16 protein-coding genes are annotated in these 17,097 nt (G+C 69.5%); 9 read left to right on the forward strand and 7 right to left on the reverse strand.

What is annotated here, in order from left to right; translation table 11 throughout:
• Positions 1 to 337: 337 nt before the first annotated feature.
• A complete protein-coding gene (gene dnaA, locus FHS34_RS21445; RefSeq protein ID WP_184967808.1) occupies positions 338 to 2,314 on the reverse strand; it encodes a chromosomal replication initiator protein DnaA in 1,977 nt (658 codons plus the stop codon).
• Positions 2,315 to 2,687: 373 nt separating this feature from the next.
• On the opposite strand from dnaA, the gene rpmH reads away from it, so the two are divergent.
• From rpmH to FHS34_RS21490, 9 genes are all read left to right on the forward strand, one after another.
• Positions 2,688 to 2,825: a 50S ribosomal protein L34 gene (gene rpmH / locus FHS34_RS21450; RefSeq protein WP_015659252.1), complete on the forward strand. Its 138-nt coding sequence runs from the start codon at positions 2,688 to 2,690 to the stop codon at positions 2,823 to 2,825.
• A gap of 21 nt (positions 2,826 to 2,846) precedes the next feature.
• Positions 2,847 to 3,218, forward strand: a complete 372-nt coding sequence (gene rnpA, locus FHS34_RS21455; RefSeq protein WP_184967810.1) for a ribonuclease P protein component — start codon at positions 2,847 to 2,849, stop codon at positions 3,216 to 3,218.
• On the forward strand, positions 3,215 to 3,580 hold the full coding sequence (yidD, locus tag FHS34_RS21460) for a membrane protein insertion efficiency factor YidD (protein WP_184967812.1): 366 nt from the start codon (positions 3,215 to 3,217) through the stop codon (positions 3,578 to 3,580). Before rnpA ends, yidD begins: the two co-directional genes overlap by 4 nt.
• Positions 3,581 to 3,583: 3 nt before the next feature.
• Positions 3,584 to 4,864, forward strand: a complete 1,281-nt coding sequence (gene yidC, locus FHS34_RS21465) for a membrane protein insertase YidC (protein ID WP_184967814.1) — start codon at positions 3,584 to 3,586, stop codon at positions 4,862 to 4,864.
• Between the two features lie 15 nt (positions 4,865 to 4,879).
• Positions 4,880 to 5,392: a Jag family protein gene (locus tag FHS34_RS21470; RefSeq protein ID WP_184967816.1), complete on the forward strand. Its 513-nt coding sequence runs from the start codon at positions 4,880 to 4,882 to the stop codon at positions 5,390 to 5,392.
• A gap of 116 nt (positions 5,393 to 5,508) precedes the next feature.
• Positions 5,509 to 6,225 (forward strand): 16S rRNA (guanine(527)-N(7))-methyltransferase RsmG, encoded by a 717-nt coding sequence (gene rsmG, locus FHS34_RS21475; RefSeq protein ID WP_184967818.1) that lies wholly within the window; start codon positions 5,509 to 5,511, stop codon positions 6,223 to 6,225.
• Positions 6,226 to 6,526: 301 nt separating this feature from the next.
• Positions 6,527 to 7,600 carry a ParA family protein gene (locus FHS34_RS21480; RefSeq protein WP_184968117.1) on the forward strand — a complete coding sequence of 358 codons (1,074 nt, stop codon included), beginning with the start codon at positions 6,527 to 6,529 and terminating at the stop codon, positions 7,598 to 7,600.
• Positions 7,597 to 8,697, forward strand: coding sequence for a ParB/RepB/Spo0J family partition protein (locus tag FHS34_RS21485; RefSeq protein WP_184967820.1), 1,101 nt, complete (start codon positions 7,597 to 7,599; stop codon positions 8,695 to 8,697). Before FHS34_RS21480 ends, FHS34_RS21485 begins: the two co-directional genes overlap by 4 nt.
• A gap of 324 nt (positions 8,698 to 9,021) precedes the next feature.
• The gene (locus FHS34_RS21490; RefSeq protein WP_184967822.1) at positions 9,022 to 9,639 is read left to right on the forward strand and encodes a GNAT family N-acetyltransferase; all 618 of its coding nucleotides are present in this window, start codon (positions 9,022 to 9,024) and stop codon (positions 9,637 to 9,639) included.
• Positions 9,640 to 9,704: 65 nt separating this feature from the next.
• Here the strand turns inward: FHS34_RS21490 and trxA are convergent, their stop codons facing one another.
• The 6 genes from trxA to murJ all read right to left on the reverse strand — a co-directional run bounded on the left by trxA (position 9,705) and on the right by murJ (position 17,076).
• Positions 9,705 to 10,037 (reverse strand): thioredoxin, encoded by a 333-nt coding sequence (gene trxA, locus FHS34_RS21495; RefSeq protein ID WP_184967824.1) that lies wholly within the window; start codon positions 10,035 to 10,037, stop codon positions 9,705 to 9,707.
• Between the two features lie 48 nt (positions 10,038 to 10,085).
• A complete protein-coding gene (gene trxB / locus FHS34_RS21500; protein ID WP_184967826.1) occupies positions 10,086 to 11,054 on the reverse strand; it encodes a thioredoxin-disulfide reductase in 969 nt (322 codons plus the stop codon).
• Between the two features lie 153 nt (positions 11,055 to 11,207).
• Positions 11,208 to 12,089, reverse strand: a complete 882-nt coding sequence (locus FHS34_RS21505) for an anti-sigma factor family protein (protein WP_184967828.1) — start codon at positions 12,087 to 12,089, stop codon at positions 11,208 to 11,210.
• Positions 12,086 to 12,835: an RNA polymerase sigma factor SigM gene (sigM, locus tag FHS34_RS21510; protein WP_184967830.1), complete on the reverse strand. Its 750-nt coding sequence runs from the start codon at positions 12,833 to 12,835 to the stop codon at positions 12,086 to 12,088. Before sigM ends, FHS34_RS21505 begins: the two co-directional genes overlap by 4 nt.
• Before the next feature lie 25 nt (positions 12,836 to 12,860).
• Positions 12,861 to 14,582 carry a protein kinase family protein gene (locus FHS34_RS21515; protein WP_184967832.1) on the reverse strand — a complete coding sequence of 574 codons (1,722 nt, stop codon included), beginning with the start codon at positions 14,580 to 14,582 and terminating at the stop codon, positions 12,861 to 12,863.
• A 118-nt stretch (positions 14,583 to 14,700) separates the two neighbouring features.
• Positions 14,701 to 17,076: a murein biosynthesis integral membrane protein MurJ gene (gene murJ, locus FHS34_RS21520; protein ID WP_184967834.1), complete on the reverse strand. Its 2,376-nt coding sequence runs from the start codon at positions 17,074 to 17,076 to the stop codon at positions 14,701 to 14,703.
• Between the last annotated feature and the right edge of the window lie 21 nt (positions 17,077 to 17,097).

Genomic DNA, 17,097 nt, shown 5'->3' on the forward strand with positions numbered 1-17,097 from the left:
GTCGCAGGGGTCGGACGGGCGTCGGGCGGGCGTCGGGCGGCGCTCGGACAGCCCGGCTCGTGGTCCTCGGACAGAGCCCGGCTCGTGGTCCTCGGGCAGCCCGTCCGGCGGGCGTCGGGCAGGTGTCCGGGCGCCCTCTTGAGCATCGGCGGGCGGCGACGGGGGCGCGGTGCCGGTGGGGGCGTGGTGCCGGTGGGCCGGCCGGCGGCGGTGTGGACGGCGTTCCGGCAGGGCGGGAGGCGGACCCCGGACGGTCCCGCGGATCGGCCCCGGAACGCCGGAGGGCGCCCCGGGGATGCGTTCCCCGAGGCGCCCCGTGCGCCGGCGTACGGCGCGCTCAGCCGTTCTTGATGCGGTTGGTCAGCTCGGTGACCTGGTTGTAGATCGAGCGCCGCTCCGCCATGAGCGCGCGGATCTTGCGGTCGGCGTGCATGACGGTCGTGTGGTCGCGGCCGCCGAACTGCGCACCGATCTTCGGCAGCGACAGATCCGTCAGCTCACGGCACAGGTACATCGCGATCTGCCGGGCCGTGACCAGCGCGCGGCCACGGGAGGTGCCGCACAGGTCCTCCACGGTCAGCCCGAAGTAGTCCGCTGTGGCCCCCATGATCGCCGTGGCCGTGATCTCCGGCGCGCTGTCCTCGCCGCCGGGGATCAGGTCCTTCAGGACGATCTCCGTCAGGCCCAGGTCCACCGGCTGCCGGTTGAGCGAGGCGAAGGCCGTCACCCGGATCAGCGCGCCCTCCAGCTCCCGGATGTTCCGCGAGATCCGGGAGGCGATGAACTCCAGCACCTCCGGCGGGGCGTTGAGCTGCTCCTGCACCGCCTTCTTGCGCAGGATCGCGATGCGCGTCTCCAGCTCGGGCGGCTGGACGTCGGTGATCAGGCCCCACTCGAAACGGTTCCGCAGCCGGTCCTCCAGCGTGACCAGCTGCTTGGGCGGCCGGTCGCTGGAGAGCACGATCTGCTTGTTGGCGTTGTGGAGCGTGTTGAAGGTGTGGAAGAACTCCTCCTGCGTCGACTCCTTGTCCGCGAGGAACTGGATGTCGTCGACGAGCAGGATGTCCATCTCGCGGTAGCGCTTGCGGAAGCTGTCGCCCTTGCCGTCGCGGATGGAGTTGATGAACTCGTTGGTGAACTCCTCCGAGCTGACGTACCGCACGCGGGTGCCCGGGTAGAGGCTGCGCGCGTAGTGCCCGATCGCGTGGAGCAGATGCGTCTTGCCGAGCCCCGACTCCCCGTAGATGAACAGCGGGTTGTACGCCTTCGCCGGCGCTTCGGCGACCGCGACCGCGGCCGCGTGCGCGAACCGGTTGGACGCGCCGATGACGAACGTGTCGAACAGGTACTTGGGGTTCAGCCGTGCCGTCGGTTCGCCCGGGCCGCTCGCCGGGGCCGGCTGCGCGGCCGACGGAGCGGGGGCACCCGTCGAGGACGCGTCCGGCCGGCCGGGGCCTCCGCGGTGCGCCGGGGGTTCGGGCAGCTCGCGGCGCACCGGGTCGCGCTGGTCGTACTCGGTACGGGAGCGGTCGTAGTCGGTCCGGGAACGGTCGTACTCGGAACGCGCGGCGTCGTAGTCCGGGCGGGACGGCTCGTAGTCCGCGCGCGGCGACTCGTACTCGCCGCGCTGCTGCTCGTACGGCGGCCGCTCCATGGCCTGCGGGCGGTAGTCCTGGGGCGGTGTGCCGTAGGCGTCCGCCCCGGAACCGTAGGCGTCCTGGGACGACGGGGAGGCGTACGGGTCCCGCTCCGGGAAGCCGAGCCGGGGCTGCTGCCAGCTGTACTCGTCCTGCCCGGGGCGCGGCCAGGCGCCGGGCTCGGGGCGCTGGTACTCGGACGGGTAGGCGGGGCGGGCCGTGGGGAGCTGGTCCGACCGGGAGGACGGAGGCTGCTCGGAGCGCGGCTCGGCACCCGGACGCTGGTCGGCACCGCGGTGACGGCCGTAGCCCTCGTACGGGCCGGAGGGCAGCTCCGGCTCCTCGTAGCGCGGCTTCGGCGACTGCTGCGCGGGGGGCGCCGCGGGCGCCGGCGGTTCGCCCGCCGAGTCGTCCACGGTGATCGCGATCCGGATGGGCCGGCCGCACTCACGGCTCAGGGTCTCGCTGACGATCGGAGCGAGACGGCCCTCCAGTACGTTCTTCGCGAATTCGTTCGGCACGGCGAGGAGAGCGGTGTCCGCGACCAGCGCGAGCGGCTGGCAGCGCCGGATCCAGTGCTCGTCCTTGGTCTCCACACCCTGACCACGGCCCTCCCCGAGTAGCTGCTCCAGTACTCGTGGCCACACTGCGGCAAGATCGGCAGGTACGTCAGCCACAGGGCACGCTCTCTCACGGGTCCCACGAACGTGTGGTTCAGGGACGGGTCGGGATGAAAATCAGGTCGGGCGGGGATAAGGGAACGAATCGGAGTCCAGCCACGGTAGTCAGCGCGGCCGGTACGGTTCAAGTTGTTGTCCCCAGCCTGTGGATAGTGTCTCTCGGTGACCCCCGGTTTGACCGGATGGCGTAGCCCCGCGTACCGTAACCAGGTCGAGTTGTCGATGGCTGCTGCCGCCTGCCTCCGATGGGCACAGATCGCGTCAGGTGATCGGGAAGCGGTGCAATCGGGCGTGACGCGAGCTACTCGTGGGCGCACGGTGACAGCCAGGACGGCACCCCGCCACTACCGAATCTTTCTGGAGCCCCCGAGTGAGCAAGCGCACCTTCCAGCCGAACAACCGTCGTCGCGCGAAGACCCACGGCTTCCGCCTGCGGATGCGCACCCGCGCCGGCCGCGCGATTCTCGCGAACCGTCGTGCCAAGGGTCGCGCGAGCCTGTCCGCCTGATCCCGATCAGGTCATGACATCGTGCTGCCCACCGAGAACCGGCTGAGGCGGCGCGAGGACTTCGCGACCGCGGTTCGACGAGGCCGCCGGGCAGGCCGCCCGACCCTCGTCGTCCACCTTCGTAGCGGTGCCACGGACCCGCACGCGCCTGGGGAGAGCGCTCCCTCGACGCGTGCGGGTTTCGTCGTGAGCAAGGCCGTGGGTGGCGCGGTCGTGCGCAACACAGTGAAGCGCAGACTGCGCCATCTGATGCGTGACCGAGTCGCCCTGTTTCCCCCCGGTAGCCTGGTAGTCGTACGAGCGCTGCCCGGAGCGGGTGACGCAGACCACGCACAGCTGGCCCGAGACCTGGACGCCGCCCTTCAGCGGCTGCTGGGAGGGGGCGCGCGATGAAGTACCCGCTGCTGGCTCTGATCAAGCTGTACCAGTGGACGATCAGTCCGCTGCTGGGGCCGGTGTGCAAGTACTACCCGTCGTGCTCCCACTACGGCTACACGGCCATCGACCGGCACGGTGCGGTCAAGGGAACGGCACTCACCGCCTGGCGCATCCTCCGGTGCAATCCGTGGTCGCTGGGTGGTGTGGACCATGTTCCGCCGCGCAAGCGCCCGCGGTGGCACGAAATGCTGCGCAACGCTTGGCGCGCACGCAAGGCGGGGCCCTCCGCCGCCGAACCGGCCACCGAAGCGAAGCTTCATCGGGAGTCTCCTTCGGGCCCGGCCGCAGAGACCTCGTCCCATGCCCAAGGAGCATGATTAGTGGACACGATTGCCAGCCTCTTCAGTTTCATCACCTGGCCCGTCTCCTGGGTCATCGTCCAGTTCCACACGGTGTACGGGACGATCTTCGGACCTGACACCGGGTGGGCCTGGGGCCTGTCCATCGTGTCTCTGGTGATCCTGATCCGCATTTGCCTGGTCCCGCTTTTCGTGAAGCAGATCAAGGCGACTCGCGCGATGCAGACGCTCCAGCCGGAGATGAAGAAGATCCAGGAGCGCTACAAGAACGACCGGCAGCGTCAGTCCGAAGAGATGATGAAGCTGTACAAGGAGTCGGGTACCAACCCGCTCTCCTCGTGCCTTCCCATCCTGGCGCAGTCCCCGTTCTTCTTCGCCCTGTACCACGTGCTCAACGGCATCGCGTCCGGCAAGCAGATCGGCGTCATCGACGAGGGCCTGCTCGAGAGCGCGCGGAAGGCGCACATCTTCGGCGCCCCGCTGGCCGCGAAGTTCTTCAGCAGCGAGGAGCAGGTCACCGCGCTCCACGCCTCGCTCACCGACGTCCGCGTCGTGACCGCGATCATGATCGTGCTGATGTCGGCGTCGCAGTTCTACACGCAGCGCCAGCTGATGACCAAGAACGTCGACACCACGGTGAAGACGCCGTTCATGCAGCAGCAGAAGATGCTGATGTACGTCTTCCCGGTCATGTTCGCCGTTTTCGGTGTGAACTTCCCGGTCGGTGTCCTCGTCTACTGGCTGACCACCAACGTGTGGACCATGGGCCAGCAGATGTACGTCATCCACAACAACCCGACCCCGGGTTCCAAGGCCCAGGCCTCCTACCTGGAGCGCCTGACCAAGCACGTCACGCAGCACGGCAAGGTTCGCCGGCGCAGCGAGAAGGCCATCGTCAAGGCGATCGTCACCAAGGGCCGCGACCGCAACGAGTTCGAGCGCAAGTTCATCAACGCGCTGAACAAGGCCGGCCTCGCCGCCCAGCCCGACGGCACCGTGTCGAAGAGCGCGGCCCAGGCCGCGGCGCAGACCGAGGAAGGCGCCGAGGTCGGCACCACCACGGCCACGGCCACCGGTCCCCGGCGCCAGCAGCCCAAGCGCCAGAGCAAGTCCCAGCGTCAGACCGCCGCCCCCCGGCAGGTGGGTGACTCTCCCTCGCTGGAGAAGTCCGACACGCCGCAGGACGCCAAGCCCGAGGCTGCCCAGCAGTCCCAGAAGCCCGGCTCCGGCACCCGCAGCAAGGCCCAGTCCGGGCAGCGCAAGGGTGGCCCGCAGCGGCCCAAGTCCCCGTCCAAGAAGTAAGAAGGAGCCCAGCCCGTGACGGAAGGCACCACCTCCGCCGCTGCCGAGGGTGCAGACACCCTCACCCGCCTGGAGCAGGAGGGTGAGATCGCGGCGGACTACCTGGAGGGTCTGCTGGACATCGCCGACCTCGACGGCGACATCGACATGGACGTCGAGGCCGACCGCGCCTCCGTGTCGATCATCAGCGACACCGGCGGCCGCGACTTGCATAAGCTGGTCGGCCGGGACGGCGAGGTGCTGGAGGCGCTGCAGGAGCTGACGCGCCTGGCGGTGCACCGGGAGACCGGCGACCGCAGCCGGCTGATGCTGGACATCGCGGGATACCGGGCCAAGAAGCGGTCCGAGCTGTCCGAGCTGGGTGCCAAGGCCGCCGCCGAGGCGAAGAACACCGGTGAGCCCGTGAAGCTGCAGCCGATGACCCCGTTCGAGCGCAAGGTCGTGCACGACGCGGTCAAGGCCGCCGGGCTGCGCAGCGAGTCCGAGGGCGAGGAGCCGCAGCGCTTCGTCGTCGTGCTGCCGGCCTGATCGGCTCCCCATCCCACCGGCCCCGTCTGTTGAGCAGGCGGGGCCGAACTTTGTCAGCCTGGTAGTTCTGGTGGCCGACGCGCGAAGCGCCGGCGCTGTACGGAAGGACGGTCCCCGTGACGGAGGCAGCGGAGCTTCCCCCCGCGCCCGAGCAGGCTCGGGAAGTGTTTGGTGATCGCTTCGCCGATGCGGTCCGCTATGCGGAACTGCTCGCCGAGGCAGGCGTGCAGCGCGGTCTGATCGGCCCGCGGGAAGTGCCCCGCCTGTGGGAGCGGCACCTGCTGAACTGCGCGGTGCTCTCCGAGGCCGTGCCGCAAGGGGTGACGGTCTGCGACGTCGGCTCCGGCGCCGGGCTGCCGGGTATCCCGCTGGCCCTGGTCCGCGACGACCTGAACATCACCCTGCTGGAGCCCTTGCTGAGGCGTACCAACTTCCTCACGGAGGTCGTCGAGCTGCTCGGCCTGGACCACGTCACCGTGGTGCGCGGCCGTGCCGAGGAGGTCCTCGGTAAGTTGCCGCCGGTGCACGTGGTGACGGCGCGGGCCGTTGCGCCGCTGGACCGTCTGGCCACCTGGGGGATTCCGCTGCTGCGCCCGTACGGCGAGATGCTCGCACTCAAGGGCGACACCGCCGAGGAGGAGCTGAAGGCCGCGGCCACGGCTCTCAGCAAGCTCGGCGCGGTGGAGACGTCCATCGTGCATGTGGGTGAGGGCGTGGTGGACCCGCTGTCCACGGTGGTGCGGGTCGAGGTCGGGGAGAGCCCGGGTGGTGTGCGCTTCGCCGCGAAGCGTGCCAAGGCGGCCCGTACCGGTCGCGTTCGTCGCCGTCGCTGATCCGTCCTGACGACGAGACGTACTCCACACAAGCTTCCAAACCTACGCAAGCCGGAGTGTCGCGAAGGTCCGGTCGCAGCCGCTGTGCATCGTGTTTCACGTGAAACGTCGCTCTCTGCTGCACGGCATCATCAGTCGTGGTCGCGCCGCGGCCGAACCACGCGACCGGAAGCCTCTTGGATCACTCACGGAGGATCCTGTCTCGACGGAGACTTCGTCCCCCTCCAGGGGCACGGAGTTGTCCACAGAGGTGGATTTCTCCACAGAACGCCAGGGCTCACTGGTTCACGACCCCGAAGGCATGGGAGGCTCTGTTCATTGCGAGCCTGAAGTCGAGGAGAGTGAATCCTTGCGGTCCGACGCCAACATCGCGGGACCGATGACCGATCCGGTCCCCGGTCCCCGTACCGAGTCGATGGGGGCGGATGTTTCACGTGAAACACCGCCCCCGATGGACGACACTCCCATCGGTCGTGCGGCCCAACTGGCGGTGGAGGCTCTCGGCCGCGCCGGCGAAGGCCTGCCGCGACCGGAGCAGACCCGAGTCATCGTGGTCGCCAACCAGAAGGGCGGCGTGGGCAAGACGACGACGACCGTCAACCTTGCCGCTTCGCTGGCTCTGCACGGTGGCCGCGTCCTGGTGATCGACCTCGACCCGCAGGGCAACGCGTCCACGGCTCTCGGGATCGACCACCACGCCGATGTGCCGTCCATCTACGACGTGTTGGTGGAGAGCAAGCCTCTGGCCGAGGTCGTCCAGCCTGTCCCGGATGTCGAAGGCCTCTTCTGTGCCCCCGCCACCATCGATCTCGCTGGTGCGGAGATCGAGCTGGTGTCCCTGGTGGCCCGGGAGAGCCGCCTGGAGCGGGCCATCCAGGCCTACGAGCAGCCGTTGGACTACATCCTCATCGACTGCCCGCCCTCGCTCGGCCTGCTGACGGTCAATGCGCTCGTCGCGGGCCAGGAGGTCCTCATCCCGATCCAGTGCGAGTACTACGCGCTGGAGGGACTGGGGCAGCTGCTTCGCAACGTCGACCTGGTGCGGGGGCACCTCAACCCCACCCTGCATGTGTCGACCATCCTGCTCACCATGTACGACGGCCGGACGCGTCTCGCCTCCCAGGTCGCGGAAGAGGTGCGCACCCATTTCGGCGACGAGGTGCTGCGGACGAGCATTCCCCGCTCGGTCCGTATCTCCGAGGCGCCGAGCTACGGGCAGACGGTGCTGACTTACGATCCAGGATCGAGCGGCGCCCTCTCGTATCTTGAGGCGGCCCGAGAAATTGCGCTGAAGGGCATCGGCATCAGCTACGACGCGAGCCAGGCCCACATCGGCGCTCAGAACGACCCGAACATGGTGGAGGGGATCCAGTGAGCGAGCGACGGAGGGGGCTGGGCCGTGGTCTCGGCGCACTGATCCCCGCTGCCCCGACCGAGAAGACGCCGACCCCGGCGGCGTTGGGGGGTGGAGCGTCCGCCTCCCCCGCAGCCGTCCCGGTGCTGACGAGCGACCGTGGAGTGGCCGCTGCCAAGGTGGCCACGCTGCCGCCCGTGGCACACGAGACCGAGATGGCTCCGGCGAGCCCGGCCGCGGAGGTGCCCGCGCCTCCCATGGGGGCCCACTTCGCCGAGATCCCCCTGGACGCCATCACGCCCAACCCGCGTCAGCCGCGTGAGATCTTCGACGAGGACGCACTCCAGGAACTGGTCACCTCCATCCAGGAGGTCGGTCTCCTGCAGCCCGTCGTGGTGCGGCAGCTGGGGACCGGCCGCTATGAGCTGATCATGGGCGAGCGTCGTTGGCGCGCCTGCCGTGAGGCGGGTCTGGACGCCATCCCGGCCATCGTGCGGGCCACGGACGACGAGAAGCTCCTCCTGGACGCGTTGCTGGAGAACCTGCACCGTGCGCAGCTGAACCCGATCGAAGAGGCAGCTGCCTACGACCAGCTGCTGAAGGACTTCAACTGCACGCACGACCAGCTGGCCGACCGGATCGGGCGCTCCCGCCCGCAGGTCTCCAACACCCTGCGTCTGCTGAAGCTGTCCCCGACCGTCCAGAAGCGGGTGGCCGCCGGGGTGCTCTCGGCCGGCCACGCGCGGGCTCTGCTGGCCGTCGAGGACTCCGAGGAGCAGGACCGGCTGGCGCACCGGATCGTGGCCGAAGGACTTTCGGTGCGGTCCGTGGAAGAGATCGTGACGCTGATGGGCTCGCGCCCTCAGAAGGCATCACGGTCCCGGGGCCCCCGGGCCGGTTCCGTGCCTTCTCCGGCGCTGAGCGAGCTGGCCACACGTCTCTCGGACCGCTTCGAGACCCGGGTGAAGGTCGAGCTGGGTCAGAAGAAGGGCAAGATCACCGTCGAGTTCGCCTCTGCGGACGATCTTGAGAGGATCCTCAGTTCGCTCGCCCCGGGCGAGAAGCTGGCTCTCCAGAAGAGCCTTCAGGAGAGCGACGACGAGGAACTGCACGACTGATCCTCGGGCGGTACCGCCCGTCGGTGCAGTGGAGCGGGCCGTGTCCGGTGTGTACCGGAACACGGTCCGCTCTTTGCTTTGAGGCGGTATCGAGTGAATCCCATCGTGGATACGATGCGATCAGGTATGGCACAACCACCGGACAGCAGCTGCATCTGTGAGTGGGGAGACGGGGGCCATGCGATCGATGAGCCGCATCGGACTGCTGAGCGCGGGCCTGAGCCTCGGAGTGGCCGGCGGATTCGTCGGCAGTCTCCTCAGGGAACGGACCTCTCTGGCAGCCGCTCGTGATGCGGCGGGCGAAGGAAGCGAGGATCAGCCTTCATGGGGCGTCGGCTCGTGCCGCTCACTCTGGACAACCTTCAGGACCTTCCCCACCGGTGTCGCTCCTGCGTCTTCTGGGAACTGGATCCCGTCAGCGGCGAAGCGGCGCTGAAGGCGGGCACAGCCGCGATGGAGAAGGAAGCCTGGATCTCCGCCGTCCTGCTGGACTGGGGATCGTGCGGCCGGGTGGTGTACGTCGATGACGTCCCGGCGGGTTTCGTTCTCTATGCCCCGCCGGCTTATGTGCCGCGCTCGACGGCCTTCCCCACGAGTCCCCTCTCACCGGACGCCGTCCAGTTGATGACGGCGTTCGTCATGCCCGGCTATCAGGGCCAGGGGCTGGGCCGGGTCCTGGTGCAGACGGTCGCCAAGGATCTGCTGCGCCGGGGGTTCAAGGCGATCGAGGCGTTCGGTGACTCCCGTTGGGAACATCCCGCGTGTCTGCTGCCCGCCGACCATCTGCTGGCTGTGGGGTTCAAGACGGTCCGGCAGCATCCCACGCACCCCCGGCTGAGGCTGGAGCTGCGGTCCACGCTCTCCTGGAAGGAAGACGTGGAACTGGCCCTCGACCGGCTCCTGGGGGCCGTCCAGAAGGAGCCGGCGCTGAGGCCGCTGTAGCTGAGGCCACTATGGCGAATGGGCCAACCCGAGAGGGTCGGCCCATTCGTGTTTCACGTGAAACGTCACTTGGTGATGAACTCTTCGAGGTCGCGGAGGAGCGCGGCCTTGGGCTTGGCGCCGACGATGGTCTTGGCAACCTCGCCGCCCTGGTAGACGTTCAGGGTCGGGATGGACATGACGCCGTACTTGGCGGCCGTGCCGGGGTTCTCGTCGATGTTGAGCTTGACGATCTCGATCTTGTCACCGTACTCGGCGGCGATCGCCTCCAGGGACGGCGCGATCTGGCGGCACGGTCCGCACCAGGCTGCCCAGAAGTCCACCAGAACGGGCTTCTCGTTCTTGAGGACTTCCTGATCGAAGGAGTCGTCGGTAACAATCTTCAGGTTGCCGGCCACGGTGGGCTCCTTAGCTTGCTCGTGCGGTGAGGCGGGGGAAGGGGAAGGTCAGACGGCGGTCTTCTCGGGCTCCGCCTGCTCCTCGTCCGCGAGAGCGGCGAGGAAGCGCTCGGCGTCCAGAGCCGCGGAGCAGCCGGTACCCGCTGCGGTGATCGCCTGGCGGTAGGTGTGATCGACCACGTCACCGGCGGCGAAGACACCGGTCACATTGGTGCGGGTGGACGGAGCGGCGACCTTCAGGTAGCCCTCCTCGTCCAGGTCCAGCTGGCCCTTGAACAGCTCGGTGCGCGGGTCGTGGCCGATCGCGATGAAGAGACCCGTCACGGGCAGGTCGGACAGCTCGCCGGTCTTGACGTTGCGCAGCTTCAGCCCGGAGAGCTTCTGGTCGCCCTGGACCTCGGCGACCTCGCTGTCCCACACGAACTTGATCTTCGGGTCGCCGAAGGCGCGCTCCTGCATCGCCTTGGAGGCGCGCAGGGTGTCCCGCCGGTGGACGATCGTCACCGACTTGGCGAAGCGCGACAGGAAGGTGGCCTCCTCCATCGCGGTGTCGCCGCCGCCGATCACGGCGATGTCGTGGTCCTTGAAGAAGAACCCGTCGCAGGTGGCGCACCAGGAGACGCCACGGCCCGAGAGCGCGTCCTCGTTCGGCAGGCCCAGCTTGCGGTGCTGCGAGCCGGTGGTCACGATGACGGCCTTGGCCTCGTGGACCGTGCCCGCGGTGTCGGTGACCTTCTTGATCTCACCGGTCAGATCGACGGAGACGATGTCGTCCGGGACCAGCTCGGCGCCGAAGCGTTCGGCTTGGGCGCGCATGTTGTCCATGAGGTCGGGGCCCATGATGCCGTCGCGGAAGCCCGGGAAGTTCTCCACCTCGGTGGTGTTCATCAGGGCGCCACCCGCGGTGACGGCGCCTTCGAACACCAGGGGCTTCAGCGACGCACGGGCGGTGTAGAGCGCCGCCGTGTAGCCTGCGGGCCCGGAGCCGATGATGATCACGTTACGGACGTCGCTCACGGCTTGATTCCTCGTCTCTGGTCTGCGTCAGTCGACCGGTGGAAGACCCTTTCGGGACTCCCACCCCACCCAACGGATCCTACGGGGCCCGCATTCCCGGTGTGTCCGGGCACACGCGTGGCCGGGGACGACCGAAGAAGTGTTCCAGCAGACTCAGTGACGCGCGACGGATTGCTTCAGCAGAACCCTGCCGACGGAAGCAGGTTGCTGCTGGACGCAGATCGCGTCGACCACGTAGGCCGTGACCCGCTTGCTGTCCTGGGAATCGGCCACGACGACGAGGTAGGCAGCCTTCCCTCCGTACGTGCCCGTCTTGGCGCCCAGGACGTCAGGGCTCTGGCCGAGCGCCTGCCGGACACAGTCGGGAACGGGGACCTCGGTCTGGATCAACGTGTTCGGGCCCTCTGTCGAGCGCGGTGTGCCCGACTCGCTCTCGGTGCCCAGCCGGGGCTTCTCGCTGCTTTGCGGCAGCCCCTTCTTCGTGACGAGGAGTCCGTGCACCTGGTTCTGCACGCTGTCGCCCGAGAAGGTGCCGGCGGACGCGGTCGGCGTCCTGTGTGCCGTCGTGTGGTCGGTGTTGCCGCGGAGCGAGGTCACGACCAGAGTTCCGGCGCCCAGGACAGCGGCGGTGAGAACAGCGCCCAGGACGAGCCGGCTGCGGCGTCGGCCGCGCTCATGTGCCTTGCGTCCCGGCCCGGTCGCCGCACGCGCATGCCCGGTGGGACGGTCGGCCGTGACCGATGTTTCACGTGAAACATGACCCGCTGTGTCTGCGCCTTGGGTGTCCAGTGGCGCCTCGGCGGCAAGGGCTGCCTCGATCCGCGCGGTCACGTCGTCCGGCATACGCTCCGGGGCCGGTACGGACCCCAGCAGCCCCCGGATCTCCTCCAGGGAGGCGTACATGTCCGCACACGCCTCACAGGCGTCCAGGTGGAGCCGCACATCGGTACTGCGGTCAGGTGGGAGCAGGCCCTCGGTGAGGTCGGAGATCTCCGCGACGTCCGGGTGCCCGGCCGTGTCTGTCGAGGAAGTCACGCTCGCCCACCTCCGCCCTTCACTACGGCTGAACCACTCGGTCCCGTGCTCCTGGGATGTCCGCTCGGTGACCCCGTCGCCGGTGGGACGGATGGCCCTTGTCCCCGGTTCCGTTCCGGGTCCTTTTCTTTCCCGGGCTCGCCGCTGCCCGATCGTGGGCTTCCGGCTCCCTCGGGCCGTAGATGCGTGAGCAGAGGAAGCAGCCTGGCCCGCCCCCGGGCGCACCGGCTCTTCACCGTCCCCGTCGGCACCTCCAGGATCCGCGCGGCCTCCGCCACGGGATAGCCCTGCATGTCCACCAGGACCAGAGCGGCCCGCTGCTCGGGCGGCAGGGTGCCGAGCGCCTCGAGGAGCTGGCGGTGCACGTCCTTCCGCTCGGCGGGTGCCGAGGCGGACTCGTGCGGCTCCAGCAGCTGCTCCAGCCGCTCGGTGTCGTCGACCGGTGCCGTCTTCCGTGAGGCCGCCTTGCGTACCCGGTCCAGACAGGCGTTCACCGTGATCCGGTGCAGCCAGGTCGTGACGGCCGACTGGCCGCGGAAGGTGTGGGCGGCCCGGTAGGCCGACACCAGGGCGTCCTGGACCGCGTCAGAGGCCTCCTCGCGGTCCCCCAGGGTTCGCAGGGCGACCGCCCAGAGCCGGTCCCGATGCCGCCGCACGATCTCGCCGAAGGCCTCGGGGTCGCCTTTCACGTGGCGGGCCAGCAGGTCCCTGTCGCCCACGCCGTCGTATCCGGCGCCCTCCGCCATCTGCCCCTCCGGTCCGGGTGAGACGTCAGCCCGTGAACTTCACTTCGCCGATGGCCTGCTTGTAGCCGGGACTGGCGTACAAGGTGGCGTCGTAGCCCGAATTCGGCACGGCCGTCAGCCAGACGAGGACGTACTGCGACTTGACCGACTTGGTGGCCTTCACCGTGGCAGTGGTGCCCGTGGTCGTGACGCTGCCGATCTTCGTCATCGAGTCCAGTGACGCCGGCGTCAGCGAGTCCGCAGCGTACAGCTCGACCGTCGTGTGGTCACCGCCGTAGCGCAGGTCGAGAGTGGCGGTGCTGAGCTGCTTCGCCGAGCCGAGGTCGTACACGATGCCGACGCCCGGCTTGTACGGCGCGATCGGCGGGCCCTCGTCGAAGCTCTTGGTCTTCCAGTACGTCGACGCGTCGCCGTCGTAGGTCTTGGATTCGGCACCGGCGTTCTGAGGGCCGTACTGGGCGACGAACTCCTGGCTGCCCTGGATCGCTATCGGAACCGGCTTCGGCTTCGCGGCGTTCTTGTCGCCGTTGTCCGTCGTCTGGCTCTGGTGGGTGTCGTCCGACTTGTCGCCCTGGTCCATCAGGGCGTCAGCCAGCTGCCAGCTGCCCAGACCGAGGGCCGCGATGAGAAGCGCCGACACCGCCCACTTCAGGGCCTTGCCGGTGCGGCTCTGCAGCGGGGGCGGCGGGGGCGCGATCGGCTGCGTGGCCCCGGGACGGGGCGACTGGCGGCCGTAGGTGCCCTGCTGGTACGTCGTGCGCTGGTACTCCGGCGGCGCCGTGAACGCCGGCTCCGGCGGGCGGATGCGCGGCATCTCGCCGATCGCCTTCACCAGCTCCTCCGGCGTGGTGCACGGAGTCTCGTGCCGTGACGCCGTGGCCCCGTCGTTGGCGAGGGCGCGCATGGCCAGCTCGGACAGGCCGCGGTGCACACCGGCCCGTACCTGGTCCGGGGGGATGAGGCCGAGGTCCTTGGGGAGACCGGACAGGCCGTACGCGTCGTTGTCGTACGGCCAGCGCAGGGTCAGCGCCGCGTACAGCAGGGCGCCGATCGCCTCGGTGTCGGTGCGCTGCGGGGTGTCGGAGCTGATGCCCCGCAGCGCCGCGTTCACGGCGAGGCCGCGGATGCGCCACTGGCCCGTGGAGGCGCGCAGTACGGCGTTCGGGTTCAGCCGCAGATGGGCGAGGCCCTCCCGGTGCGCGGCAGCCATGGCCGAGGCGACCTGACTGACCATCTGGTAGGCGTCGTGCGGCTCCAGCGGGCCACCGGCCAGGAGCGTGGACAGCTCGGTGGCATCGGGCAGCCACTCGTGGACGACGTAGACGAGGTCGTTCTCCTCGACGGCGTCCAGGACCTGGACGAAGCGCGGATCGCCGAGCAGCGCGGAGGAACGGGCGGCGGCAAGCACGGACCGGGCCCGGGGATGGTCCGCGGGCAGCACATGGACGCCGACGGCACGACGGAGTTTCTCGTCGACCGCACGCCAACTGCTGAATCCGTCCAGACGGGTGACGCACTCCTCCAGCCGGTAGCGTCTGGCGAGCTTGTGACCGCTGTGCAGTTCCGGAGGCGAGGCCTTCCGGCCGGGACCTTCGGCTTCGCTGCTCCCCTGCGCCTTGTCGCTGTCCGTGTCCCGCTCCGGGTTCTTGGCCGCCCCGTCGGACGTGGACTGGTCCGCCTTGGCGGTCAGCGGCTGCTCACCGCTGTTGTCTGCCACGTCGACGGCAGCCGTACTCCGTTCCGCCACCGTCGTCCCTGCCTCCCCATCCGTTGCACGCTGTCCGACGCCGAAACCAATTGTGCCCACAGTCTGTCGCTATGCACGACACACGACGGCGGCCGATGGTTGTGCGCCTACCCCGGCCTCAACGCCCCAGACGCCCGCGGACCATTCCGACGAGCGAGTTGAGTTCCTCGATACGCATCCGGCGGGCGGCGACGAAGAAGATGCCGAACAGGACGGCTCCGCCGACGAGCAACGCGGCGAAGGAGCCGATCACGCCCTGGCCGAGGCTGTGCCCGATGCCGTAGCAGGCCGCGCCGCTGAGCAGGGCGGCCGGTACGGAGGCGATACCCAGCCGTGCGTACGTGCGCAGCACCCGGGCCCCGTCCAGGTCCCCGCCCAGCCGCTTGCGCAGCCTGCGCCAGGCGACGCCCACACCGATGGCGTAGGCGAGCCCGTAGGTCGCGGCCATTCCGGCGACCGCCCAGCGCGCGGGCAGCAGGAAGTAGCACAGTGCCGAGGCGCCGGCGTTGACCGCGGCCACGATGACCGTGTTGTAGAAGGGGGTGCGGGTGTCCTCGTAGGCGTAGAAGGCGCGCAGGACGACGTACTGCACGGAGTAGGGGATCAGGCCGAGGCCGAAGGCCATCAGCATGTACCCCATGTTGGTGGCCGCGTCGGTGCCCGCGGAGCCGAAGATCATCGTGCACATCGGGATGCCGAGCGAGACGAATCCGAACGCGATGGGCACGATGGCCACCGCGGTGGTGCGCAGGCCCTGGGAGATGTCGTCGCGGATGGCGCCCGCGTCGCCCTCGGCGGCCGAGCGCGAGATGCGCGGCAGCAGGGCGGCCATCAGGGACACGGTGATGATGGCCTGCGGCAGGCCCCAGATCAGCTGGGCGTTGGCGTAGGCGGCGAAGCCGGTGCCCTTGACGCCGGAATCCTTGCCGGCGGCCGTCGACAGCTGGGTCACCACCATGGCGCCCGCCTGGTTGGCGAGGACGAACAGGACCGTCCACTTGGCGAGCATCGCGGCCTTGCCGAGGCCGTGGCCCTTCCAGTCGAAGCGCAGCCGGATCCGGAAGCCGGTCTCGCGCAGGTAGGGGATCATCGCCAGCGCCTGGACGACCAGGCCGAGCAGCACGCCGACACCGAGCAGGCGCTGTCCCTCCGGCGGGATGTTCTCGACGGCGAGGTGGGAGTTCGCGGCAGTGCCGTACACCCAGATGAACGCGCCCAGCGAGACGATGATGACGATGTTGTTCAGGACCGGCGTCCACATCATCGCGCCGAACTTCCCGCGCGCGTTCAGGATCTGACCCATCACCACATGGATGCCCATGAAGAAGATCGAGGGCAGGAAGTAGCGGGTGAAGGTGACCGCGACGTCGTTCGCCGCCGGGTTGCTGGCCACGGGGTTGGCCAGCAGCCGTACCAGAAGCGGCGCGGCGAACATCGCGAGGGCGGTGAGCGCGGCCAGCGCCACCATCACGAGGGTCAGCAGCCGGTTGGCGAAGGCCTCGCCGCCGTCCTCGTCCTCCTTCATGGAGCGCACCAGCTGCGGCACGAACACGGAGTTCAGGCCGCCGCCGACGGTGAGGATGTAGATCATCGTCGGCAGCTGGTAGGCCACCTGGAAGGAGTCGGCGAGGAAGCCGAGGCCCAGTGCGGCGGCGATCAGCGCGGAGCGGATGAAACCGGTGAGGCGGGACACCATCGTGCCCGCCGCCATGACGGCGCTGGACTTCAGGAGCCCGGCGGCCCGCCCGCCCTTCTTGGCGGGAGCGGAGCCGGCGTCACCGGACGTGACCTCCGGCTCGACGGTCCCGACGGCCCCGACGGGACCCGGGGGGGCGGCCGGAGCGGGCACCGGGGGCTGCGCCGGGTATCCGGCGGCGGCCGGACCGGCGGAGTAGGCGGGGCCGGGGTACGGCTGGCCCTGCTGCGGGTTGTGGGCGTACGGCTGCTGGTACTGACCCGCGGCGTCGTACCCCCCGCCCGGCGCGGCGGCCGGTCCGGGTGCGGCCGGCGGCTCCATGGCCGCGTTCCCACCGCCGTGCTGCTGGTCCTTGAAGAGATGCGCGAAGGCGTCCGGCTCGTGGTACTCCTCGCCGGAGTGCGACACCAGGTCGTCCACACCCACGAACTGGGTCGTGCGCGGATCCTCGCCGTACGGCAGGTACTGGGTGGCACCACCCGGCTCCGGCGCCGGGGTCTGTGCCCACACGCGCGGGTCGGGTGCGTAGGGCGACTGGCCGGGCGGCGCGTACGGCTGCTGCTGCGGGTCGTACGACCCCGGAGGCGGCGGCGGGTGCGCGGCGCGGTCGTACAGCGCCTCGGCCACCGGGTCCTGCGCGGCGAGGTCGTGCGCCCGGTAGGGGTCCTGCTCGTAGGCGTCCTGGAGGTACATGTCCGCCGCGTGCGGCTGCGGCGCCTGGCCGGGCTCGGGCGGCGGCTCGGGGTAGCCCGAGCCGGCCGCGCCCTGGCCGCTTTCACCGTCGTACGGCGCGTTCATGCTTACCCCACCTCATCGTCC

Origin of the sequence: Streptomyces echinatus, assembly GCF_014203595.1 — a bacterium.
GTDB classification, from domain to species: domain Bacteria; phylum Actinomycetota; class Actinomycetes; order Streptomycetales; family Streptomycetaceae; genus Streptomyces; species Streptomyces echinatus.

Bases quoted from the DNA above. Each gene is read 5' to 3' on its own strand.
- yidD (WP_184967812.1), top strand. From the start codon at position 3,215: ATGAAGTACCCGCTGCTGGCTCTGATCAAGCTGTACCAGTGGACGATC.
- FHS34_RS21480 (WP_184968117.1), top strand. From the start codon at position 6,527: ATGGGAGGCTCTGTTCATTGCGAGCCTGAAGTCGAGGAGAGTGAATCC.
- FHS34_RS21490 (WP_184967822.1), top strand. From the start codon at position 9,022: ATGGGGCGTCGGCTCGTGCCGCTCACTCTGGACAACCTTCAGGACCTT.
- sigM (WP_184967830.1), bottom strand. From the start codon at position 12,835: ATGGCGGAGGGCGCCGGATACGACGGCGTGGGCGACAGGGACCTGCTG.
- murJ (WP_184967834.1), bottom strand. From the start codon at position 17,076: ATGAACGCGCCGTACGACGGTGAAAGCGGCCAGGGCGCGGCCGGCTCG.